This window comes from Sphingomonas sp. 77B, from assembly GCF_056497825.1.
The window spans coordinates 2995958-3017018 of record NZ_JBWMBY010000001.1 but is presented as its reverse complement, the minus strand read 5'-3'; the positions used below and the strand labels follow the sequence as shown (position 1 = coordinate 3017018).

The following is a 21061-nucleotide window of genomic DNA, read 5'->3' as shown; positions in this document are numbered from 1 at the left end:
CGATTAGGCCTTGGCCAGCATCTTTTCGGCGCTGGTCTTGACGAAATCGCCGATCGGCCCGGCCATCATCGACAGCATCATCGGGATGGTCACGCTGCCGCGCAGGGCCTGGTCGGAGATATCCATATCGGCCTTTACCGTCTGCCCCATGGCGATGATGGTCAGGATCAGCCGGTCTTCGGCGGGCCATTCCGACGAAACCTGGCCGCCGCCGGGGATATGCGCCTCCAGCTTGGGGAGGCCCTGCTCGATCCGGCGCCGCGCTTCGGCATGACCCAGCTGATGGGGGATGTCGAAATTGACCGATGCCATGAGAAGCAACCCTTTTTCGCCTGTAAAACAGGGGTCGCGTGGCGCGATTTGCCATGGGGGTCAAGCACTATGCGGTGAAATAATATATCAACCACACGGACGGAATATTGCGATGGATGGAGCGGGTAACGGGAATCGAACCCGTGTATTCAGCTTGGAAGGCTGCTGCACTACCATTGTGCTATACCCGCTCAGGTCCAGCGCCGCTGATCGACCCTAGCCGATTGGCGGGGATGGTGGAAGGGACTGGATTCGAACCAGTGTACGCTCACGCGGGCAGATTTACAGTCTGCTGCCTTTAACCACTCGGCCACCCTTCCGGGGTGTCACTCCATCGGAGCGAGGCGCGCCCAATGCCGAAGCCCGGCCGACCTGTCAACGCCGATTTGTACGATTTTCGTCGATCCTGCCCGATCGGTTAGCTTGCATGTCGCGCAATCGGGACATAGCCTTTGACCCATTCAGGAAGACATCGGGGGAAATATCATGATGCGTCCATCGCTGTTCGCCGCCGTCGCGGCGGCTGCGCTGCTGCCTGCCGCCCTGCCCGCGCAGGACCGAACCGTGGCGACCCGCCTCATCGACGAGGGGATGAACCACAGCCAGGTGATGCAGACCGCTGAGCATCTGACCGATGTGATCGGCCCGCGCATGACCAACAGCCCGGCGATGCGCACCGCCGAGGCCTGGACCGCAGACCAGTTCGCCAAATGGGGATTGAAGAACGTCCACAAGGAAGGCTTTGCCTTCGGGCGCGGCTGGTCGATCGAGCGGGCCAGCGTGCGGATGGTATCGCCCCGCCCGTTGCAGCTGACCGCCATCCCCATCGCCTGGACGCCCGGCACCAATGGCGCGGTGACCGCCCCCGTCATCGTCGCGCCGATGAAGCGCGAGCGGGATTTCGACAAGTGGCGCGGCCAGTTGCGCGGCAAGATCGTGATGGTGTCGATGCCCGGCACCGGCGACGAACCCGGCACTGCGCCCTTCCGCCGCCTGACCGGCGAGGATATTTCCAAGCTCGACGTCTATGTGCAGCCCGAGCATGACCCGGACAGCGCCGATCGTCGGATGAAGCGGCTCGACTTCGCGCAGAAGCTGGACGCGTTCCTGAAGGCCGAGGGCGCGGTGGCATACGTCACCCAGAGCTACCGCGACGGCAAGCTGGTGCACGGCGAGGGCTATCTGTTCGGGCGCGGCGAGACGCCCGCCGTTCCCGGCATCGAGCTGGCCGCCGAGGATTATCGCCGCCTCGCCCGCCTGACCAAGGTCGGCCCCGCGCCGACCCTCGAGGTGCTGAGCGACGTCCGCTACGACGACAGCGACGTGAACGCCTACAACATCATCGCCGAGATTCCGGGCACCGATCCCAAGGCGGGCTATGTAATGGCGGGCGCGCATCTCGACAGCTGGGTGGCGGGCGACGGTGCGACCGACAATGCGGCGGGCAGCGCCATGGTGATGGAGGCCGCGCGCATCCTGGCCGCCACCGGCCAGCGGCCCAGGCGCACCATCCGCTTCGCGCTCTGGTCGGGCGAGGAGCAGGGCATCCTGGGCTCCATGGCCTATGTCGAGCAGCATCTGGCGACGCGCGGCCGTCCCGATGACGCCCCGCAATCGGGCCTGAAGCGCTATTATGGCTGGACCAACCGCTGGCCGATCACGCCCAAGCCCGGTTACGGCGACCTGGCGGCATACTTCAACATCGACAATGGCTCGGGCAAGCTGCGCGGGATTTACGCCGAGAACAATCCGGCGGCGGTGCCGATGCTGAAGGAATGGCTGTCGCCCTATGCCTCGCTCGGCGCGGGCAATGTCGTGCAGCGGACGACCGGCGGCACGGACCATGTCTTCATGCAGGCGGTCGGGGTGCAGGGCTATCAGTTCATCCAGGACCCGCTGGATTATGGCAGCCGCACGCATCACAGCTCGGCCGATACCTTCGACCATTTGAAGGGCGACGACATGCGCCAGGCCTCGGTCGTGCTCGCCGGGGTCTTGCTCGCGGCGGCGAATGCGGACAAGGCGTTGCCGCGCCCGCCGGTGCCGACGCAACCGGCGACGACCAAACCCTTTGACTTCACGGACAACGACGACTGATGGCACGCCGAGGACATCGCCCCAGCCAGGCTTCATCCAACCGCCCCCGCTTCTGGGGACGGCATGCGGTGACGGCGGCGCTCGCCAATCCCAACCGGACGGTGCGCAAGATCTGGGGCACGCGCGAGGCGCTGGCCGCGCTCGATCTGCCGCCGATCCTGCCGGTCACCTTTGCTGATGCCGCCGATCTGGGCCGCCTGGTTCCGTCCGACGCGCCGCATCAGGGCCTGGTGGCCGAGGTCGATCCGCTGGAAGATATCTGGCTGGGCGACCTGCTGCATGAGGTGCAGGACAATCAGCGGCCGCTGGTCGTGCTGGATCAGGTGACCGATCCGCACAATGTCGGCGCGATCCTGCGCTCGGCCGCCGCCTTCGACGCGGTGGGCATCGTGACCCAGGACCGGCACGCGCCGCCCGAATCGGGCACGGTCGCGCGCTCGGCCAGCGGTGCGCTGGAGACGGTGCCGTGGGTGCGCGTGGTGAACCTGGCGCGCGCGCTGGAGGAGATCGCGGAAGCGGGCTTCTGGCGCATCGGCCTGACCGGCCATGCGAACCAGACGCTGGCCCAGGCGATGGGCACGCAGCGCATCTGCATCGTGCTGGGCGCCGAAGGCGAAGGCATGCGCCAGAATACCGAGGCGCATTGCGACGAACTCGCCAAGCTGCCGATCAGCCCGAAGGTGGAAAGCCTGAACGTCTCCAACGCAGCAGCGATCGCGCTGTACGCGGTGGCGGCGCGGTGATTTGCGGGCGGCGGGGGTAGTCCCTGCCGCCTTTTTGGCGCGTGACGAAGGGCGGGGCGTGCGCTTCGACTTCGCTCAGCGTGAACGGCTGTGGGGAATGGTGGATCGGTCAAACACGCCGCTTCCCCCAACCTCCGTTCAGCCTGAGCGAAGTCGAAGACCACGGGATGAAGGTTCGCGCGGAGACGCGGAGGCGCGGAGATGTCCGGCGCGGGGCGAACGAAGGCTGCCATCACGATCGGTAGACTTTGTGGCGGCCCGAGAGGATGGAGAGGCCGTACGGCCAGACACACCATCTCCGCGTCTCCGCGCGAACACAATCTCCTGGATAGCCGGAACGCCGCCGAACAGGACGCCATCTCTGCGCCTCCGCGCGCAAAAAAAGAGGCGGGGCCATAACCCCGCCTCCGACGTTCCGACGCGATGCCCCGTCAGTCTTCCGCCGCGATCCGCACCCGCATCCCGTCCTGTGCCGCGCCGAAAGGCAGCTGGCACGACAGGCGCGAAGTCGCATCCCGGTCGCTGGTTGAATCAAGCAGGTCGTCCTCGTCCGGGCCGATCGCGGGCAGCGTGTCGGCAAAGGCCGGATCGACATGCACATGGCAGGTCGCGCAGGAACAGCAGCCGCCGCACAGCGCTAGCAATTCGTCGACACCGGCATCGCGGATGACTTCCATCACCGACAGACCGGCCTCGCCGTCGATTTCGCGTTCTTCCCCGTCGCGGGTCACGACGATAAGCTTGGGCATGTCCATTCTCCTTGTCGGCCCTGATATTGAAAGCGCCTCTGCCGGGCCTGAACGCGCGGATCAAGCATCATGGGGCTGAGCGCCGAACAGATTCGCGAAAGCATGGATGCGCTCGCCGCCGTCGAGCCCGCCATCGCCGCCGCCCTCGATCGGATCGGCTATCCCGCGCCGCGCATCCGGGCGCGCGGTTACGCGACTTTGGTCCGCACCATATTGGGGCAGCAGGTCTCGGTCGCGTCGGCCGATGCGCATTGGCGGCGGCTGAACGACCTGCTCGGCGATGCGAGCGATCCGACGCGGCTGAGCGGCGTCACCGACGAGCAACTGCGCGGCGCTGGCATCTCTCGGCAAAAGGCGGGCTATCTGCGCAGCCTGGCCGAGGAAGTGACCAGCGGCCGCCTGAACCTGGCCGATCTACCGCAGGATGACGAGGAAGCGATCGCCAGGCTGGTCGCGGTCAAGGGCATCGGCCGCTGGTCAGCCGAGGTCTATCTATTGTTCGCGGAAGGCCGCACCGACATCTGGCCCGCGGGCGACCTGGCCGTGCAGATCGAGATGGGGCGCATCCTGGGTCATGACTCGCGCCCGTCGGAAAAGCTGGTCCGCGAACTGGCCGAGGCGTTCCGCCCGCACCGCAGCGCGCTCGCGATCTTTACCTGGCACCATTACGGCGCAGGCGCCGACGCCGCTCCGGTGTGAAGGCAATTCTTTTCCTCCCCTGCAAGGGGAGGGGGACCATCCGCAGGATGGTGGAGGGGTGTCACCGCCCGCGAGGAGCCTTCTTCCTCTCAACCCGTGCCCCCCCCTCCGTCAGGCCTTCGGCCTGCCACCTCCCCTTGCAGGGGAGGAATGTTCATACGCCACTTACCCCTTGCCCCGCCCGGCGTGACGCGCCACCATTTCCGACGATGCCCACCCTGCCCGCCGTCGCCACCATCGCCCAGACCATCCAGCTGTCGCTGGCCCCCGTCTTCCTGCTGGCCGCGATCGGTCAGTTGCTGAACGTGCTCGCGGGGCGGCTGGCACGGGTGATCGACCGGGCGCGCGGGCTGGAGATGATGATCCACAAGGTCGATGACGGGCCCGAGCTGGTGCGCCACAAATGGGAATTGCGGCTGCTCGACCGGCGCATGTCGATCATCAACGCCGCCTTGTTCCTGGCGGTGTCGAGCGCGGTGATGGCGTGCATCGTCATCGCGGTGCTGTTCATCGCCAATATCGGCAAATTCCATATTGGCACCTGGATCGCGCTGGCCTTCATCCTGTCGGTCTGCCTGCTGACGATGTGCCTCATCGCCTTCATGATCGAGGTGCGCATCTCGCTGCGCGCCATCCATGTCCGCAAGGAAATCCTGGATTGAGCGCCACGCCCACCGAGCGCCGCGCCTTGCAGCTGGTCGTCGCCATCGCCTGCCTCGTGCCGCTCGCCATCGGCGGGATCAGCATCGTGCGCGGCCCCGGCTGGCTGGGCCATGCGCCGGTGGTCCCGGCCGATCTGGACAGCCAGTTCCGATACGTCTCCGGCATCTTCTTTGCCCTCGGCCTCGCCTTCACGACCTGCGTGCCCGGTATCGAGCGCAAGGGCGCACGGTTCCGCCTGCTCGGCCTGCTGGTGGCGGCGGGCGGGCTGGCGCGGCTGCTGTCCTCGATGACGGTCGGCGCGCCATCCACCGGACACCAGCTGGGGCTGGTGATGGAACTGGGCGTCGTGCCGCTTCTTATGCTCTGGCAGGCCCGCATCGCGCGCGGTCGATACTGACCGTCAGGAGCTTTGCGATGCGCTTTTCAAACCGGGCTCTCTCATGACGATCGTCCGCCGGATCGCCAAGGCGCTGGCGCTGATCCTGATCGTGCTGGGCCTGACCGCGACGATCGTGCCGCATTATCTCGACCGGATCTACTATGAGGGGCCGGAGAGCGGCCATTATGATGGCGCGCGCTTCTTCAACCCCGATGGCGATGCCGACACCTTGCGGATGCCGACCCGCGGCGGACGCGGCGGTTTCCTGTGGCGGCAACTGACCGGCGATGACGGCCGCCCCGTCTGGCCCGAGACGGTCGCGGTCCAGCCCTCCAAGCCCGTAGCCCGCGTCGACGGACAGCGCATGGTCGCCACCTGGATCGGCCATGCGACCGTGCTGGTCCAGACTCAGGGGCTGAACATCCTGACCGACCCCATCTATGCCGAACGGGCGGGGCCGTTCGGTTTCGGCCCGAAGCGGGTGGCACGGCCTGGCGTGGCACTGGACGATCTGCCCCGGATCGACCTGATCCTCATCAGCCACAATCATTACGACCATCTCGATCAGGCGACGCTCAAAAAGCTGTGGGCGCGCGACCGGCCGCTGATCGTCACCAGCCTGGGCAATGACAGCGTGATCGGCCAGGTCGGCGTACCCGCCACCGCGCTGGATTGGGGCCGGGAGAGGGTGATCCGGCCCGGCGTCTCCGTCGCCGTCACGCGAAACCACCATTGGGGCAGCCGCTGGTTCGCCGACCGCAACCGCGCGCTATGGTCCAGCTTCGTGGTGCGCTTACCCGGCGGCAATATCTTCTTCGCGGGCGATACCGGCATGGGTGACGGGCGCTGGCCCGAGGAAGCGGCCAAGCTGGGGCCGGTGCGGCTCGCGCTGCTGCCGATCGGGGCGTTCCGCTTCATGCCGGGCCAGATGGCGGCGGGCAGCCATGTCGGCCCGCCGCAAGCCGTGCAGATTTTCGAGCGGTTGGGGGCGTCCACGGCGATCCCCATCCATTGGGGCACGTTCCGGCTGTCCTACGAGGGTTATGACACGCCACCCAAGCTGCTGAGTGCCGCGATGCGGTGTTCGGGCGCGCCGGGGCGGTTTGCGCCGGTTCGGTTGGGTGAGCCGGTGGAGGTCGCGCCTTTTCAGGCTGCGGGCGCGGTACGGACCAGCGATGCGGCGATGCGGACTTGCCTCGACACGCCGCAGGTTCGGGCATTGCGATAGAGGGAGGGCGTAGCCTTCGACTGCGCTCAGGCTGAACGGAGGTGAGGAATGGGGCTGGATACAACAACCCGTTCAGGCTGAGCGAAGTCGAAGCCCACGCCCAACCCCCATCACGCCCCAACATCGCGGCCACTGGAACAAAAGTGCAACCGGACCCATATTCACCTCCATGGCGATCCAGATCCGCACCACCCTCGACGAGCCCGAAACCGGGGTCAGCTTCATCCCCCACCGCCCGTCGCGCCCCGAAAAGGCCGAGGGGGGCAAAAGGTTCGAGCTGGTGACCGAATACACCGCCAGCGGCGACCAGCCCGCAGCGATCAAGGAGCTGACGGCGGCTGCCCGCGCGGGCGACAAGGATCAGGTGCTGCTGGGCGTCACCGGATCGGGCAAGACCTTCACCATGGCCAAGGTCATCGAGGAACTACAGCGTCCCGCGCTGATCCTTGCGCCCAACAAGATCCTGGCGGCGCAGCTCTATGGGGAATTCAAGAACTTCTTCCCCAACAACGCGGTCGAATATTTCGTCAGCTATTACGACTATTATCAGCCAGAGGCCTATGTTCCTCGGTCGGACACCTATATCGAGAAGGAAAGCTCGATCAACGAGTCGATCGACCGGATGCGCCACTCGGCGACGCGGGCGCTGTTGGAGCGCGATGACGTCATCATCGTCGCGTCGGTGTCGTGCCTTTACGGTATCGGCTCGGTCGAAACCTATTCGGCGATGATCTTCGACCTGAAAAAGGGCCAGAGCGTCGACCAGCGCGAGATCATCCGCAAGCTCGTCGCGCTCCAGTATAAGCGCAACGACGCCGCCTTCATGCGCGGCAATTTCCGGGTGCGCGGCGACAATCTGGAGATCTTCCCTTCGCACTATGAGGATTCGGCCTGGCGCGTGTCCTTCTTCGGCGACGAGATCGAGGAGATCGTCGAGTTCGACCCGCTGACCGGCAAGAAGGTCGCCAGCCTCAACTCGGTGCGCATTTACGCCAACAGCCACTATGTGACGCCCGGCCCGACGATGAAGCAGGCGGTCGAGGCGATCAAATTCGAGCTGACCGAGCGGCTGAAGGAATTGGAGATCGAGGGCAAGCTGCTGGAACGCCAGCGGCTGGAGCAGCGGACGAACTTCGACCTGGAGATGATCGCCGCCACCGGCAGCTGCAACGGTATCGAGAATTACAGCCGCTTCCTGACCGGCCGCCTGCCCGGCGAGCCGCCGCCCACGCTGTTCGAATATCTGCCCGAAAACGCGGTGCTGTTCGTCGACGAGAGCCATGTCACCATCGGCCAGATCAACGGCATGTCGCGCGGCGACCATCGGCGCAAGATCACGCTGGCCGAATATGGCTTCCGCCTGCCCTCGGCGATCGACAACCGGCCGCTGCGCTTCAACGAGTGGGATGCGATGCGGCCGCAGACGGTCAGCGTCTCGGCCACGCCCGGCAATTGGGAAATGGAGCAGACCGGCGGCGTCTTCGTCGAGCAGGTCATCCGCCCCACCGGCCTGATCGACCCGCCCGTCGAGATCAAGCCGGTCGAGGAACAGGTTCAGGACCTCATCATCGAGGCGAGGAAGACGACCGAACTCGGCTATCGCACCCTGGTCACCACACTGACCAAGCGGATGGCGGAGGATCTGACCGAATATATGCACGAGGCGGGGATCAAGGTCCGCTACATGCACTCCGACGTCGAGACGCTGGAGCGTATCGAGCTGATCCGCGACCTTCGCTTAGGCGTCTATGACGTGCTGATCGGCATCAACCTGCTGCGCGAGGGATTGGACATTCCCGAATGCGGGCTGGTCGCGATCTTGGATGCGGACAAGGAAGGCTTCCTGCGCTCCGAGACCTCGCTCATTCAGACGATCGGGCGTGCGGCTCGCAACGTCGATGGTCGCGTGATCCTCTATGCCGACCGGATCACCGGATCGATGGAGCGCGCCATGCTGGAAACGTCGCGGCGTCGCGAGAAGCAGATGGCGTACAACACCGAATACGGCATCACCCCGCAGACGATCCGCCGCCAGATCGGCGACATCATCGCGCATGTGGCGAGCGGAGATCAGGTGACGGTGCCGATCGACGAGGACCGTCCGCACATGGTCGGCCACAATCTGCGCGCTTACATCGAGGAACTCGAGAAGAAGATGCGCAAGGCCGCCGCCGACCTCGAATTCGAGGAAGCGGGCCGGTTGCGCGACGAGATCCGGCAGTTGGAGAATGAGGAACTCGGTCTGCCCGTCCATGAGCAGAAGGCTCCGATCATGGGCCGCTCCAACGAGGGCAAGCCGGGGACGCGCAAGACGCGGTTCGGGAAGAGCAAGAAGTTTGCGAGTGGGCGGAAGGCGAATTAAGGGGTTCGGGCTGTTTGGCCTTTGCCCTCCCCCATCCCCTCCCGCCTGCGGGAGGGGTGCGTGACTTGGTGAGCGTCAAAGCCCTACGTCTGAGGATTTCCTACCGCTTCCACGGGCACGCCCCTCCCGCAAGCGGGAGGGGATGGGGGAGGGAACGCCCCAAAGGCTACCGCGGAAAACCTTACCCCAGATCCAGATTCTCCGTCCCCACCCCATAATAACCCGCGACGCGATCCGCATAAGCCTGGTCGAACACCGGCGCATTGTTGGACCAGCTCGGCCCGCCCTCCAGCAGGCGGCGGTCGACGGTGATGACATACTGGTCGCCCACCGGATCGAACTGGAGCAGGCTGAACGGCACCGGGTAGAAGCTCTTGCCCATGCCCAGGAACCCGCCCAGCGCCAGCACGGCATGGGTCGCGCGGCCCGAACGCTTGTGGACCATGAAGGCATAGACGCTGCCGATCGCATCGCCGTCGCGACTTTCGAGCTTCAGCGTACCCGAGACGGTGGACTGGACCAGGATCAGGGTGGGCGTGTCGTGTTCGGCCATATTAACCTCCGTTTAGCCGAATGAACCGCCGGAGCGGGGCCGGGTTCCGATATCGGTTCCGATGCCCGCCCCATCGGCACGTTCCGTCGCAGCGCGGGGTTGAGCATCCATGACCCCTCCCGCATAGGCTGGCGTCGATGCGTCGCCTGTCCCTTGCTTCCCTCGCCCCGCTTGCCGGGGCCGCCGCCCTGTCGGGCTGTATTCCCGCTGCTCCGCGCCCCGAAACCGCAGCCCCGGTGCGCCAGGCCCCCCGCCCCGCCCCGACTGCGCCGCGCCTGGTGCTGGGAAATGACTGGCGCGACTGGCCGCTGACGGCAGGAGACTGGCGGTATCAGCGCAACCCGCAGGGCTCGATCGCGGTCTTCGGCACCAGCGGCGTCACCCGCCTGACCCTCGCCTGCGACCCCCGCACCCGCCAGGTCCGTCTTGGCCGCCCCGCCTCGGTTCCGGGCACGGTCACGATCCGTACGTCCAGCACCACGCGCAGCCTGGCCGCCCGTGCGGTGGCGGGCGGCGCAGAACTGTCGCTGCCAGTCGGCGATTCGCTGCTCGACGCCATGGCGTTCAGCCGGGGACGATTCACCATCGAGCAGGGCGGACAAGTGCCGCTGGTTATCCCCGCCTATGCGGAGATCGGACGCGTGATCGAAGATTGCCGGGGCTGAGTCCCGCGATTTGGCGGGCGCAGGATGCTCGGCCAAACATCGCTGCATTACAAGTCTTGTTTATTGGCTTTCGCCTACGCACATTGACCATGCGCACTGTCAAAGGGCGCATTGGCTTTAACTAGCGAAAGGAGGTGATCCGATGTCTCATGGTTCAGCAAGGGGGTCGGTTCAGTTCGTTCGGGGGGCCGGTCTCTGACATCGATGGGCGCGGTTCGGGGGGTATTTTCCTCCAATCAACGGTCGCGCCTGATGTCTTGAGGCCCGCATGGTCTCCCGGGCTGGAGCTCTCCGGCCGCTGACCATGTTTAGGGGTTGCCGGGGCCGTCGCGACGACGTCCCGGTAGCCTCTTTTCATGTGTGGGGGTTAAAGACTTAATTCCCGCTCCACCCCGGCGAAGGCCGGGGTCCAGTCGGGAAGGATTTTGCCGTTAGGGCGTGCCCACGCCATCAATCGCAAAGCAACTGGACCCCGGCCTTCGCCCGGGTGGTCGTAGAAAGACAGCGTGCCCCGAAATGGCAATGTTGGCGAGCGGTGCGACCTACTCCGCCCTTTCCTCGCGATATTTCATTTCCAGAAATCGCCCGCGGGTCGACAGGCTGTCAAGATCGGCCTGGGCCAGCCGCTGGGTCATGTCGCCGATCTCCTGTTCGATCAGCCTGAGACCGTCGACCAGCTGTGCGTCCGGCGTCCGTCCGTTGCGCTCGACCCGGCGAAGCGGCTCGGGCACGCGTTCGTAATCGCGCAGGAAAGCGGGAAGCTGCTCGCCGATCAGGCGGCGGACCTCCATCGCCTCAGCGGTATCGTTGTCGACGGCGGCCAATTGCGGCGACAGCGTGTCGAGCCGCCGCCCGATCCGGTCTACCAGTTGCACGGCGGGCGCGGGCAGCAGGGGCCGCTGCGCCTCCAGCCAGCGTTCGGTCTGGGCGGGCAGCGCCTTGATATCGACCTGCGCCAGCTTGGCCGGGCTCGGCGCGCGGGCGGCGGGGGCAAGCGCGATGGCCAGCGTTGCGGCCAGCATCAGCATCATCGCTGCCAGCGCGCCAAAAATGCCGATCCCGCCGGGCAGGATCAGCCCCGTCACCATCGCCGCAATCAGGATGACCGCATTGGCGATGGCGATCAGGATCACCCGCTGCATCGCCGACCGCGCGCGTCGCCGCACCCGCTTGACGGTCTGTTGGGCCTGACCCCGATAATCCTGCGAGATGCGCGCCATGGTTTCGCGCGCACGCTCGATCTGGGCATCGACCTCACTCGAGCGGGGGGTGGTCACGGGCTTACAGCGCCTCCAGCTTGAACGACGATGCGGCCGACCCGCTGGTCAGCTGCGGATTCTGCGCGCCCTCGGCCCGGGCGATATAGCCCTTCGACTTCTCGACCTCGTTGCCCAGCGTGTTGACCGTGGTCTTCATCGAATCGAGCGCCTTCATCTTGAAGCTGTCGATCGCGTCCATCGTGTCATAGATATTCTGGAAGGCACGTTGCAGCGTCTCCAGCGGAATGGTCGAGGCCGCCGCCTGCTCGTGAATCTGCGCGGTCTGGCTGCGCAGCAGCTTGCCGGTCGAGTCGATGATGTTGGCGGTCGTGGTGTTGAGCGCGGTGATCTGGTCGAGCACCAGCTTCTGGTTCGCCAGCGCCTGCGCCACGGTGACCGCAGTGCGCAGCGCCGAGACGGTGGTGGTCGAGGCGCGGTCGACGCCCTTCACCAGCTCGACATTGTTCTTCTTGACCAGATCGAGTGCCAGATAGCCCTGCACCGTCACCGCCATCTGGGTCAGCAGGTCCTGGGTCCGCTGGCGAGTGTAGAAGAGCGCGGTCTCGCGGATCGCCTTGGCCTTGGCGGGATCACTGTGATCCAGCTCATTGGCCGTATCCTCCAGCTTGGCGTCCATCGTCTTGGACAGATGGATCATCTGCTCCAGCCGCCCCATCGCCGACCAAAGGTTCGCGCGCTCGGTATCGATCGCGGCATTGTCCATCAGCAGCTCGTCGCGGCCCGAGGACAGGCTCTTCAGGATCGCCGCGATATGCGTCTGCGACGAGCGATAGCCGTCGAAATAGTCGCGCATCTTGTTGCCAAAGGGCAGGATGCCGAGCAGCTTGCGCGGGGCGGAGAGATTGCCCTGACGGCCGGGATCGAGGCTCTCGACGACGCGGCGCAGTTCGGTCAGGTCCTTGCCCACCCCCGTCTCGCCGTCCATCGCCTTGACCGGGCGATCGAGAAAGCGGTTCGACTGGCTGGCCGCCTCGCGGATTTCCTTCTGCCCCATGGCGGTGATCGCATCGACGCGGCGGCCGAATTCGGGGCTGTTGACGTCCTGCGCGATCAGCTCGGCGACGAAGCCGTCGACCTTCTGCTCCAGCTGGCTGCGCGTCTTGTCGTCGACCGGGACCAGCCCGGCGGCCTGGGCGGGCGCCACCGTCGGCACGGGATCGGGCGGCGTCAGCGTCAGCCCCTTTTCCTGGGTCACGGTATCGGCGGTCGTGGCCATCGTTCAAACTCTCCAAATACGCGTCTCTAGTGTGGAGGGGATGGCCGCCGGGTTCAAGTGTATTATCGGGGTAATACTATGCGCAATGCCGTGCGGAAAAATGATCGCCGGTTCTTCGCAACCGAAGCCAGGGGGGTTCGTTACCCCGGCTCGGCCTTGCCTCTCCGGGCGGTTCGATCATCCTCAATCCCATGTCTCTCGCGCTTTCGCGTGGCGAATCATGGAGTTGCGGGGAAGCGATCGCCGCCGTGCGGAGATGCCGGGCCGAACGCAGCAGAAAGAGACACCCACCTGGCCCCTATCGGTCTTCCGACCGGCGGGGGTCCATTTTGGAGGCGCCTCCGACCCAGACCTCCGTTCAGCCTGAGCGAAGTCGAAGGCCACGGAATTTCCGGTGGGTGATGGACCGATCTATTGGGCTGCCGGGTCCGCTTGGCCTTCGACTTCGCTCAGGCTGAACGGACGTGAGATGCAAAGTGGGCGATGTGTGACGCCCACCCTTCAGCCGTCGAACAGCCCGTCTTGCGACCCGATCGGCGGGTTCAGCCCCAGATGCTTCCATCCGCCCGGATTGAGGATACGCCCGCGCGCGGTGCGGGCAAGCAGGCCCAGCTGGATCAGGAAGGGCTCGATCACCTCCTCGATCGTATCGCGCGGCTCGGACAGCCCGGCGGCCAGGGTTTCCACCCCCACCGGGCCACCGCGATAGACGTCGGCGATCATCGTCAGGTAGCGCCGGTCCATCGCGTCCAGCCCCAGCGCATCGACCTCCAGCCGGTTGAGCGCCTGGTCGGCGGCGGCGGCGTGGACGATCTCATGCCCCGCCACGCTGGCGAAGTCGCGGACGCGGCGCAGCAACCGCCCGGCGATACGCGGCGTACCCCGCGAACGCCGCGCGACCTCGACCGCACCGTCCTCCGCGATGGGCAGGTCGAGCAGCCGCGCGGCGCGGGTGACGACGCGGGTCAGTTCCTCGACCGTGTAGAATTGCAGGCGGACCGGAATGCCGAAGCGATCACGCAACGGCGTGGTCAGCAACCCCTGCCGCGTCGTCGCACCCACCAACGTGAAGCGCGGCAGGTCGATCCGCACGCTGCGCGCCGACGGTCCCTCGCCGATCATCAGGTCAAGGACGCGGTCCTCCATCGCCGGGTAGAGCACTTCCTCGACCGCCGGTTGCAGGCGGTGGATTTCGTCGATGAACAGGACATCGCCGTCCTCCAAATTGGTCAGCAGCGCGGCGAGATCGCCAGACTTGGCGATGACCGGGCCGGAGGTCGCGCGAAAGCCCACCCCCATCTCGCGCGCAATGATCTGCGCCAGCGTCGTCTTGCCCAGGCCCGGCGGGCCGAAGAACAGCACATGGTCGAGCGCATCGCCGCGCCCGCGCGCCGCCTGGATAAACACACGCAGATTGTCGCGCGCCGCCTGCTGGCCGACGAACTCGTCCAGGCTCTTGGGGCGAAGCGCGGCGTCGACATCCTCGGGACGGCGGCTGGCGGATAACAGGCGGTCTTGGTCGGTCACGCACCCAGCCCTAGCGGCTGGGGGGCATGGCTGTCGAGACGGCAGGCGAACATTGCGCGAACATAACAGCGACCGGGCGGCACGCCAGCCCTGGCGTCGCAAGGACTTGATGCGGGTAGCGGACTCGCGCGGGAAATCGGCCTATGCTGGGCCCCATGCCGCACGATCTCTTCCTCGCCACCGCCGTTCCGCCCGCGCTGGACATCGCGCTTGCCGAGCGCTTCACGCTCCACCGCGACACGCCGCCGCCGACCACCCGCGCGATCGTCGGCGGTGGCATGATGACGGTCGATGCCGCGCTGCTCAACCGGCTGCCCGAGCTGGAGATCATCGCGGTGCACGGCGTCGGCCATGACGGGATCGACCGCGCCGCAGTCGCCGCGCGCAGTATCCGCATCGCAATCACGCCCGACATCCTGACCGAGGATGTCGCGGACCAGGCCATCGCACTTTGGCTGGCGGTCGATCGGCGGATCGCCGCCAACGACCGGGCGCTGCGCATGGGCAACTGGACGGTGCCGCTCGGCCGCCGGGCGAGCGGGCGGCGGATCGGGATTTTCGGACTGGGCCGGATCGGACAGGCGATCGCCGCCCGCGCCGCGCCGTTCGGCGGCGAGATCGCCTATACCGCGCGGTCGGAAAAATCGGTGCCGTGGCGCTTCGTCCCCGATCTGGCGATGCTGGCGGCGGAGAGCGACGTGCTGTTCCTCGCCGCCCCCGGTGGTGCGGGGACGCGCGGGGTGGTCGATGCCGGGGTACTCGAACGGCTGGGCCCCGAGGGAGTGCTGGTCAATATCGCGCGCGGCAGCCTGGTCGATGAGGACGCGCTGGTCGCCGCGCTGGAGTCGCACGGCATCGCGGGCGCGGGGCTGGACGTGTTCGCCGAGGAGCCCGACGTGCCCTTCGCGCTGCGCCGGATGAACCATGTCGTGCTCGCCCCGCATCAGGGGAGCGCGACGCGCGAGGCGCGCGCGGCGATGGCGGATATGGTGGTGGCGAACCTGGAGGCGCATTTCGCCGGGGAGGTTCCGCCGGGGCTGCTGGGCTAGCGGGGTCCCTTTAGCTTCGACTTCGCGCAGCCCGAACGGCTGCTGTACTCGGTCCTGGCCCAAAACATCCGTTCAGGCTGAGCGAAGTCGAAGCCCACGCCCCTTACTTCGCCGCCTTCCGCAGCGCCAACCGCACCAGCGCATCCAGCGTCGCGCCCGCGCCCAACTCCTCTTCCGCCGCCGCGACCGCCGCATTGGCCTCGGCCGGGCGGAAGCCCAGGTTGAGCAGCGCCGACACCGCATCCGCGCCCGCCCCCGCCGACGCCGCCACACCGCCGCCCGATCCGGGGGCCAGGACGATGCCGCCGACCTTGTCCTTCAACTCCATCACGATCCGCTGGGCGAGCTTGGGACCGACGCCGTTCGCGCGGGCGACCATCGCCTTGTCGCCGCTGGCGATCGCCCGCATCAGGTCGGCGGGCTCCAGCGCCGACAGGATGGCCAGCGCCACGCGCGAGCCCACGCCCTGCACGCCGGTTAGCAACCGGAACCAGTCGCGCTCGTCGGCGCTGGCGAAACCGACCAGCCGGATCGAATCCTCGGATACCAGCATCTCGGTATGCAGCATCGCCGCCTCGCCCACCGGGCCGATGGACGACAAGGTGCGCGCCGACGCGCCGACCAGATAGCCGACGCCGCCCACATCGATCACCGCATGGTCGATGCCGGTGGAGTCCAAACGTCCCTTGAGATGCGCGATCATGTGGATGGGTTAGAACAAAAGGGGGTGGACGTCACGGGGGTTATCGTTGGCGGCCTTGCTTGTGGCGAGCCCTCCCCCATCCCAGTTTCAGGTAAACGATGCCCCGCATCGTTTAGGTCATGCCGAGGGGCATGACCGACCTGAAACTCGCCTGCGGGAGGGGCGTGCTACTTGGCTGTCCGCAAGCGCTGCTTCGAGAGATTCCTGCACCGAAACCTTGGCACGCCCCTCCCGCAAGCGGGAGGGGATGGGGGAGGGCCAGCCACAAGCCAGACCGCCGCCCTAAACCGCCCCCACCCGCCGCTGCATCGCCCTTGCACTCGCCAAGTGATGCGCATGAGTTATCGCCACCGCCAGCGCATCCGCCGCGTCCGGCCCGGTCAGCTTCACCCCGGGCAGCAAATGCCCGACCATCGCCTGCACCTGCTTCTTGTCCGCCCCGCCGGTGCCGACGGTCGCCTTCTTCACGATGCTGGGATGATATTCGCCGACGATCAGCCCGGCCTGCGCCGCCGAGAGCAGGACGACGCCCCGCGCCTGACCCAGCTTCAGCGTGGACTGCGCGTTGCTGTTGCCCAGCACCTCCTCGACCGCCGCGCCGTCGGGCTGTTGCTGGCGGATCACGTCGTAGAGCGCGGCGTGCAAATTCGCGAGGCGGCGCGGCAGCACCATGGACGGCTCGGTCTTGATCTGGCCGTTGGCGACATGGCGCAGCCGGTTGCCCTCCACCGCGATCACCCCCCAGCCGGTGGTGCCGAGACCGGGGTCAAGGCCGAGGATGATCGCGGGGGGTAGGGTCATTGCGCGCTTTCGGAAGGGTTTTGACGTTGCCTGCCCCTCCACCACGCGGCCTTGCCGCGCGGTCCCCCTCCCCAAGCCGGGCTTGGGGAGGAATGGGGTTTAACCGAGCTTTTCCATCACTTCGTCGGAGACTTCGTAATTGCCCCAGACGGTCTGGACGTCGTCGTCATCGTCCAGCGTGTCGATCAGCTTGAACAGCGTCGCCGCCGCCGCTTCGTCGACCGACACCATGGTCTGCGGCCGCCAGGCGAGCTTGGCGCCTTCCGCCTCGCCCAGCACGGGCTCCAGCGCCTTGGCGACTTCGTGCAGGTCGGCCTGCGCGGTCCAGATTTCGTGGCCGTCCTCGGTGGAGGTCACGTCCTCGGCCCCGGCTTCCAGCGCCGCCTCGAACACCTTTTCGGCGTCACCGGCGCTTGCGGGATAGTTGATGAGGCCCATCCGGTCGAAGCCGTGGCTGACCGAACCGGCGGTGCCGAGGTTGCCGCCATTCTTCGACACCGCGGTGCGCACGTTCGTCGCGGTGCGGTTGCGATTGTCGGTCAGCGCCTCGATGATGAGGCTGACGCCGCCGGGGCCGAAGCCCTCATAGCGGATTTCCTCGTAATTCTCACCGTCGCCGCGCGATGCCTTGTCGATCGCGCGGGCGATATTGTCCTTGGGCATCGAGGCCGCCTTGGCCGCGTTGACGGCGGCGCGCAGACGCGGGTTCATGTCCGGGTCGGGCGTGCCCATCTTCGCCGCGACGGTGATTTCGCGCGAGAGCTTGGAAAATGCTGCCGAGCGCTTCTTATCCTGCGCGCCCTTGCGGTGCATGATGTTCTTGAATTTGCTGTGGCCTGCCATCGGTGCCTCTTGAGATGATCGGGCTCCTTACGACTGCCCAAGGGCCTTTGCCAACCCGTCGATCTTCGCCTCCAGGCTGTCGAGCCGTTCGGTGACGGCATTGTCCAGCTTGTGGTGCAGCCGCAATATGTCGATCTCGGCGCGCAAATTGGTGCGATAGTCGAGGCTGGCGGCCAGCCGGTCCTTCGCCGATTGCCGGTTCTGGCTCATCATGATGACCGGCGCCTGGATCGCCGCCAGCGTCGAGAGCATGAGATTCAAAAAGATATAGGGGTATGGATCGAACGCCATGCCGAAATGGCTGAGTACGTCCGAATTGAGCAGCATCCAGCCCAGCAGGATCACCGAAAAGGTGATGATGAAGCCCCAGCTTCCCCCGACCGCCGCCACCCGGTCGGCCAGCCTCTCGCCCCAGGTCGATGTTTCGTCCGCGATATCGGCGGCATCGCGCGCGCTGAGCTGGCCCGACTCAATATCGGCGATGACCTGGGCTTCTTCCTCGTCCAGTTCATGCGCGGGCTTACCCAGCGTGCGGCGGGCGATTTCGGCGGCGTTCGACAGGGCCATGGGTGCGGGGCTCCGTTCAAGGAATCAAATGCCTTGCTCCTTGGGGCGTTGATCGGCCAAACGCCAGAGTCATGACGGTACGCGTGGATATGGGAACCGATGAGCGCGGCTCGTCGGTGCCGATCGATCTTGAGGAACTGCTGGCGACCCGCCTGCTGGTGCAGGGCAATTCGGGGTCGGGAAAGTCGCATCTGCTGCGCCGCCTGCTGGAGAAATCGGCGGGCCAGGTGCAACAGGTGGTCATCGACCCCGAGGGCGATTTCGTCACCCTGTCCAAGGCGTACGGTCATGTCGTGATCGAGGCGGGCGACTATGCCGAGCGTGAGGTCGGGCGGTTCGCCAGCCGGATTCGCGAACACCGCGCCTCGGTGGTGCTGAGCCTGGAAGGGCTGGAGATCGAGGGGCAGATGCGCTGCGCCGCGACCTTCCTCAACGCGCTGTTCGACGCGCCGCGCGAGCATTGGTATCCCGCGCTCGTCGTGGTGGACGAAGCCCAGCTGTTCGCGCCCACCACCGGCGGCGAAGTGACCGAGGAGGTTCGCCGCGCCTCGTTGTCGGCGATGACCAACCTGATGTGTCGCGGCCGCAAGCGCGGGCTGGCGGGCGTGATCGCGACCCAGCGACTCGCCAAGCTCGCCAAGAATGTCGCGGCGGAGGCGTCCAACTTCCTGATGGGCCGCACCTTCCTCGACATCGACATGGCGCGCGCCGCCGATCTGCTGGGCATGGAGCGGCGGCAGGCCGATTCGATCCGTGATCTGGCGCGCGGCACCTTCCTGGCGCTGGGGCCTGCGGTGTCGCGGCGGCCGATCACGGTGAAGATCGGGGCGGTCGAGACCTCGGCCCGCTCGGGCAGCCCCAAGCTGACCCCCCTGCCCGACGCGCCGCCGCCGGACTTGCAGGAACTGCTCTTCGCGCCGGTCGAGGAAGCGCCGACCCTGCCCATGACCTTCGACCCGCGCCCGCGCCGAGTGCCCGCCGAGGAGCTGATGGCCGATCTCGGCCGCCCGCCGCTACCCACCACCGCCGCGCCGCCCGCGCCGGAGATGGATGAGGGCGAGGTCGAGGCCATCTATGAACAGGTGCTCCGCGCGATCGTCGAGGATCCCGAATCGACCTTCCGCCCCGCCTCGGTCCTGTTCCAGGATTTCCAGGTGCGGTGCCGGATGGCGGGGCTGGCCCGGCCGCCGCTCGACCTGAACGGCTTTGCCCGGCGGCTATCCTGCGCGCGGGCGGGGATTTTCGATGTGAACGATCCCGACTGGCAGGAGGCGCTGGCGCTGGCCGCGATGCTGCCCGACGACATGCTGGGGGCGTTCCTGCTGGTGGCGCGGGCCGCGCGCGAGGGGCTGCCCTGCCCGCCCGATACCAAGATCGCCGAGACGTACGGGACCAGCTCGCTGGGCCGGGTGAAGCGCCTGATCGCCTATATCGAGAGCCGCGATCTGTTCGTGTGCCGCACCGACCTGACGGGGAAGCGCTCGATCACGATTCCCCGGTTGGGTTGGACGACCCAGGCGGCGGAGATGGGGTGAGGGTTTCGTTTAGACCGTGATGACGTTGCGTTGAACCAAGGAGAGCCCCTCCCCTGAAGGGGAGGGGTTGGGGTGGGGCCTCGCCAGGGGCAGCATGCTTGCGGAGGCGCCCCACCCCCGCCCCCTCCCCTGAAGGGGAGGGGTGAGTTCATCTCATGTCATCATGCTCGAGCCTTCGACTTCGCTCAGGCTGAACGGGGGTTGGGATTATGGGCCACAGCCATTCACTCCGTTCAGCCTGAGCAAAGTCGAAGGCCACGGCCCACCGCTCGCCACCAACAAAAAAGGGCGACGGAGCCCGAAGCCCCGCCGCCCTTCGCATTCCGAACCCGAAACCGGGATCAGATCATGCCCAGCGCCTTCATATACACTTCGAGGATGGCTTCCTCTTCCTGATATTCCTCGCGCTTCTTCTTGCGAATGGCCATGATCTTCTTGATCGCCTTGGGGTCATACCCACGCGCCTTGGCTTCGGCGAAGACGTCCTTGATGTCGTCCGAAATGCCCTTCTTCTCTTCTTCCAGCCGCTCGGCCCGCTCGATCAGCAGGCGCAGCTCGTCGGCCGTCACATTGCCGCTGCTGTCGAAATTCTCGTCCGCCATTGTCTTAACCCTTGTGAAATCCGGTCTGCCCCATGAACCCGCCGCCAACGACACGGCCCCGCCTGAGGCAAGGTCGGTCCGGCGCGGATGTCGGGATCGCTGGCGGTCTAGGCGGTTCCGAGGCCGGGCTCAAGCGGGCGTTAACGGTTCTTCTTCACACTCTCGGCCATGCGCGCCAGCTGTTCCGGCGTCGCCTCGGCCTGATGCTCGGCCTTCCACTGGTCGTACGGCATTCCGTAGATCGCCTCACGCGCGGTCGCCTTGTCGACGCCCGCCGCCTCGCCCACCCAGTCGGACAGGCAATTGCGGCAAAAGCCCGCCAGCCCCATCAGGTCGACATTCTGCGCATCGGTGCGATGGCGCAAATGCAGCACCAGCCGACGAAAGGCCGCCGCCGCCGCCGCGTCATCGATTGCATTCAACGCATCCAGCGTATCGGTCATATTCGTCGCTCCTAGGTTGATCGTAACGCATTAGGCTTTAGGACA

At 66.4% G+C, this 21061-nt stretch carries 22 protein-coding genes and 2 tRNA genes; 10 read left to right on the top strand and 14 right to left on the bottom strand.

Going from position 1 to position 21061, the window contains the following annotated elements; translation table 11 throughout:
* Window positions 1-3 precede the first annotated feature (3 nt).
* The 3 genes from AC1GI4_RS14125 to AC1GI4_RS14115 form a co-directional block, all read right to left on the bottom strand.
* On the bottom strand, window positions 4-312 hold the full coding sequence (locus AC1GI4_RS14125) for a polyhydroxyalkanoic acid system family protein (RefSeq protein ID WP_294275684.1): 309 nt from the start codon (window positions 310-312) through the stop codon (window positions 4-6).
* Window positions 313-429: 117 nt separating this feature from the next.
* Window positions 430-503: transfer RNA gene (locus AC1GI4_RS14120), tRNA-Gly, on the bottom strand.
* Between the two features lie 43 nt (window positions 504-546).
* Window positions 547-632: transfer RNA gene (locus AC1GI4_RS14115), tRNA-Tyr, on the bottom strand.
* A gap of 169 nt (window positions 633-801) precedes the next feature.
* Between AC1GI4_RS14115 and AC1GI4_RS14110 the strand changes: the two genes are divergently transcribed.
* A complete protein-coding gene (locus AC1GI4_RS14110) occupies window positions 802-2409 on the top strand; it encodes a M20/M25/M40 family metallo-hydrolase (RefSeq protein ID WP_479630416.1) in 1608 nt (535 codons plus the stop codon).
* On the top strand, window positions 2409-3152 hold the full coding sequence (gene rlmB / locus AC1GI4_RS14105; RefSeq protein ID WP_479629923.1) for a 23S rRNA (guanosine(2251)-2'-O)-methyltransferase RlmB: 744 nt from the start codon (window positions 2409-2411) through the stop codon (window positions 3150-3152). The genes AC1GI4_RS14110 and rlmB overlap by 1 nt, the downstream gene beginning before the upstream one ends.
* Window positions 3153-3583: 431 nt before the next feature.
* Here rlmB and AC1GI4_RS14100 read toward each other — a convergent pair whose 3' ends face one another.
* The gene (locus AC1GI4_RS14100) at window positions 3584-3901 is read right to left on the bottom strand and encodes a 2Fe-2S iron-sulfur cluster-binding protein (protein ID WP_061779351.1); all 318 of its coding nucleotides are present in this window, start codon (window positions 3899-3901) and stop codon (window positions 3584-3586) included.
* 69 nt (window positions 3902-3970) lie between these two features.
* Between AC1GI4_RS14100 and AC1GI4_RS14095 the strand changes: the two genes are divergently transcribed.
* From AC1GI4_RS14095 to uvrB, 5 genes are all read left to right on the top strand, one after another.
* Window positions 3971-4600, top strand: coding sequence for a DNA-3-methyladenine glycosylase family protein (locus tag AC1GI4_RS14095; protein ID WP_479629922.1), 630 nt, complete (start codon window positions 3971-3973; stop codon window positions 4598-4600).
* Between the two features lie 209 nt (window positions 4601-4809).
* On the top strand, window positions 4810-5262 hold the full coding sequence (locus AC1GI4_RS14090) for a DUF2721 domain-containing protein (protein ID WP_294275693.1): 453 nt from the start codon (window positions 4810-4812) through the stop codon (window positions 5260-5262).
* The gene (locus tag AC1GI4_RS14085; RefSeq protein WP_479629921.1) at window positions 5259-5660 is read left to right on the top strand and encodes a DUF4345 domain-containing protein; all 402 of its coding nucleotides are present in this window, start codon (window positions 5259-5261) and stop codon (window positions 5658-5660) included. Before AC1GI4_RS14090 ends, AC1GI4_RS14085 begins: the two co-directional genes overlap by 4 nt.
* Before the next feature lie 43 nt (window positions 5661-5703).
* Window positions 5704-6870 (top strand): MBL fold metallo-hydrolase, encoded by a 1167-nt coding sequence (locus AC1GI4_RS14080; RefSeq protein ID WP_479629920.1) that lies wholly within the window; start codon window positions 5704-5706, stop codon window positions 6868-6870.
* A 169-nt stretch (window positions 6871-7039) separates the two neighbouring features.
* Window positions 7040-9232, top strand: coding sequence for an excinuclease ABC subunit UvrB (gene uvrB, locus AC1GI4_RS14075; protein ID WP_479629919.1), 2193 nt, complete (start codon window positions 7040-7042; stop codon window positions 9230-9232).
* Window positions 9233-9413: 181 nt separating this feature from the next.
* Here uvrB and AC1GI4_RS14070 read toward each other — a convergent pair whose 3' ends face one another.
* Window positions 9414-9785 carry a PRC-barrel domain-containing protein gene (locus tag AC1GI4_RS14070; RefSeq protein WP_219020796.1) on the bottom strand — a complete coding sequence of 124 codons (372 nt, stop codon included), beginning with the start codon at window positions 9783-9785 and terminating at the stop codon, window positions 9414-9416.
* A 137-nt stretch (window positions 9786-9922) separates the two neighbouring features.
* Here AC1GI4_RS14070 and AC1GI4_RS14065 point away from each other — a divergent pair, with 137 nt between their 5' ends.
* Window positions 9923-10450 (top strand): hypothetical protein, encoded by a 528-nt coding sequence (locus AC1GI4_RS14065; protein ID WP_479629918.1) that lies wholly within the window; start codon window positions 9923-9925, stop codon window positions 10448-10450.
* Window positions 10451-10992: 542 nt separating this feature from the next.
* Here the strand turns inward: AC1GI4_RS14065 and AC1GI4_RS14060 are convergent.
* The 3 genes from AC1GI4_RS14060 to ruvB form a co-directional block, all read right to left on the bottom strand.
* Window positions 10993-11727, bottom strand: coding sequence for a hypothetical protein (locus AC1GI4_RS14060; protein WP_479629917.1), 735 nt, complete (start codon window positions 11725-11727; stop codon window positions 10993-10995).
* A 4-nt stretch (window positions 11728-11731) separates the two neighbouring features.
* Window positions 11732-12946, bottom strand: a complete 1215-nt coding sequence (locus tag AC1GI4_RS14055) for a toxic anion resistance protein (RefSeq protein WP_479629916.1) — start codon at window positions 12944-12946, stop codon at window positions 11732-11734.
* A 501-nt stretch (window positions 12947-13447) separates the two neighbouring features.
* Window positions 13448-14473 carry a Holliday junction branch migration DNA helicase RuvB gene (ruvB, locus tag AC1GI4_RS14050; RefSeq protein WP_294270815.1) on the bottom strand — a complete coding sequence of 342 codons (1026 nt, stop codon included), beginning with the start codon at window positions 14471-14473 and terminating at the stop codon, window positions 13448-13450.
* 143 nt (window positions 14474-14616) lie between these two features.
* On the opposite strand from ruvB, the gene AC1GI4_RS14045 reads away from it, so the two are divergent.
* The gene (locus tag AC1GI4_RS14045) at window positions 14617-15522 is read left to right on the top strand and encodes a 2-hydroxyacid dehydrogenase (protein WP_479629915.1); all 906 of its coding nucleotides are present in this window, start codon (window positions 14617-14619) and stop codon (window positions 15520-15522) included.
* A gap of 103 nt (window positions 15523-15625) precedes the next feature.
* Here the strand turns inward: AC1GI4_RS14045 and ruvA are convergent, their stop codons facing one another.
* The 4 genes from ruvA to AC1GI4_RS14025 all read right to left on the bottom strand — a co-directional run bounded on the left by ruvA (window position 15626) and on the right by AC1GI4_RS14025 (window position 18436).
* Window positions 15626-16225 (bottom strand): Holliday junction branch migration protein RuvA, encoded by a 600-nt coding sequence (ruvA, locus tag AC1GI4_RS14040; RefSeq protein WP_294246647.1) that lies wholly within the window; start codon window positions 16223-16225, stop codon window positions 15626-15628.
* 282 nt (window positions 16226-16507) lie between these two features.
* Window positions 16508-17026: a crossover junction endodeoxyribonuclease RuvC gene (gene ruvC / locus AC1GI4_RS14035; protein WP_479629914.1), complete on the bottom strand. Its 519-nt coding sequence runs from the start codon at window positions 17024-17026 to the stop codon at window positions 16508-16510.
* A 99-nt stretch (window positions 17027-17125) separates the two neighbouring features.
* Window positions 17126-17869: a YebC/PmpR family DNA-binding transcriptional regulator gene (locus tag AC1GI4_RS14030; RefSeq protein WP_433908814.1), complete on the bottom strand. Its 744-nt coding sequence runs from the start codon at window positions 17867-17869 to the stop codon at window positions 17126-17128.
* A gap of 27 nt (window positions 17870-17896) precedes the next feature.
* On the bottom strand, window positions 17897-18436 hold the full coding sequence (locus AC1GI4_RS14025) for a DUF1003 domain-containing protein (protein WP_479629912.1): 540 nt from the start codon (window positions 18434-18436) through the stop codon (window positions 17897-17899).
* Window positions 18437-18507: 71 nt separating this feature from the next.
* On the opposite strand from AC1GI4_RS14025, the gene AC1GI4_RS14020 reads away from it, so the two are divergent.
* Window positions 18508-19971: a helicase HerA domain-containing protein gene (locus AC1GI4_RS14020; RefSeq protein ID WP_184104788.1), complete on the top strand. Its 1464-nt coding sequence runs from the start codon at window positions 18508-18510 to the stop codon at window positions 19969-19971.
* Window positions 19972-20312: 341 nt separating this feature from the next.
* Here the strand turns inward: AC1GI4_RS14020 and AC1GI4_RS14015 are convergent, their stop codons facing one another.
* Complete coding sequence (locus AC1GI4_RS14015; protein ID WP_037570224.1) at window positions 20313-20573, bottom strand: DUF2312 domain-containing protein; 261 nt, start codon at window positions 20571-20573, stop codon at window positions 20313-20315.
* Between the two features lie 140 nt (window positions 20574-20713).
* Window positions 20714-21016 carry a DUF1244 domain-containing protein gene (locus AC1GI4_RS14010; protein WP_294270837.1) on the bottom strand — a complete coding sequence of 101 codons (303 nt, stop codon included), beginning with the start codon at window positions 21014-21016 and terminating at the stop codon, window positions 20714-20716.
* Between the last annotated feature and the right edge of the window lie 45 nt (window positions 21017-21061).

What these genes read in the sequence shown, in the direction of transcription:
- uvrB (WP_479629919.1), top strand. Translation starts at nt 7,040, where the DNA reads ATGGCGATCCAGATCCGCACCACCCTCGACGAGCCCGAAACCGGGGTC.
- AC1GI4_RS14055 (WP_479629916.1), bottom strand. Translation starts at nt 12,946, where the DNA reads ATGGCCACGACCGCCGATACCGTGACCCAGGAAAAGGGGCTGACGCTG.
- AC1GI4_RS14010 (WP_294270837.1), bottom strand. Translation starts at nt 21,016, where the DNA reads ATGACCGATACGCTGGATGCGTTGAATGCAATCGATGACGCGGCGGCG.
- AC1GI4_RS14025 (WP_479629912.1), bottom strand. Translation starts at nt 18,436, where the DNA reads ATGGCCCTGTCGAACGCCGCCGAAATCGCCCGCCGCACGCTGGGTAAG.
- AC1GI4_RS14110 (WP_479630416.1), top strand. Translation starts at nt 802, where the DNA reads ATGCGTCCATCGCTGTTCGCCGCCGTCGCGGCGGCTGCGCTGCTGCCT.
- ruvA (WP_294246647.1), bottom strand. Translation starts at nt 16,225, where the DNA reads ATGATCGCGCATCTCAAGGGACGTTTGGACTCCACCGGCATCGACCAT.
- AC1GI4_RS14080 (WP_479629920.1), top strand. Translation starts at nt 5,704, where the DNA reads ATGACGATCGTCCGCCGGATCGCCAAGGCGCTGGCGCTGATCCTGATC.
- ruvC (WP_479629914.1), bottom strand. Translation starts at nt 17,026, where the DNA reads ATGACCCTACCCCCCGCGATCATCCTCGGCCTTGACCCCGGTCTCGGC.
- AC1GI4_RS14095 (WP_479629922.1), top strand. Translation starts at nt 3,971, where the DNA reads ATGGGGCTGAGCGCCGAACAGATTCGCGAAAGCATGGATGCGCTCGCC.
- AC1GI4_RS14125 (WP_294275684.1), bottom strand. Translation starts at nt 312, where the DNA reads ATGGCATCGGTCAATTTCGACATCCCCCATCAGCTGGGTCATGCCGAA.
- AC1GI4_RS14090 (WP_294275693.1), top strand. Translation starts at nt 4,810, where the DNA reads ATGCCCACCCTGCCCGCCGTCGCCACCATCGCCCAGACCATCCAGCTG.
- AC1GI4_RS14100 (WP_061779351.1), bottom strand. Translation starts at nt 3,901, where the DNA reads ATGCCCAAGCTTATCGTCGTGACCCGCGACGGGGAAGAACGCGAAATC.
- AC1GI4_RS14020 (WP_184104788.1), top strand. Translation starts at nt 18,508, where the DNA reads ATGACGGTACGCGTGGATATGGGAACCGATGAGCGCGGCTCGTCGGTG.
- AC1GI4_RS14070 (WP_219020796.1), bottom strand. Translation starts at nt 9,785, where the DNA reads ATGGCCGAACACGACACGCCCACCCTGATCCTGGTCCAGTCCACCGTC.
- AC1GI4_RS14015 (WP_037570224.1), bottom strand. Translation starts at nt 20,573, where the DNA reads ATGGCGGACGAGAATTTCGACAGCAGCGGCAATGTGACGGCCGACGAG.
- rlmB (WP_479629923.1), top strand. Translation starts at nt 2,409, where the DNA reads ATGGCACGCCGAGGACATCGCCCCAGCCAGGCTTCATCCAACCGCCCC.
- AC1GI4_RS14030 (WP_433908814.1), bottom strand. Translation starts at nt 17,869, where the DNA reads ATGGCAGGCCACAGCAAATTCAAGAACATCATGCACCGCAAGGGCGCG.
- AC1GI4_RS14045 (WP_479629915.1), top strand. Translation starts at nt 14,617, where the DNA reads ATGCTGGGCCCCATGCCGCACGATCTCTTCCTCGCCACCGCCGTTCCG.
- AC1GI4_RS14065 (WP_479629918.1), top strand. Translation starts at nt 9,923, where the DNA reads ATGCGTCGCCTGTCCCTTGCTTCCCTCGCCCCGCTTGCCGGGGCCGCC.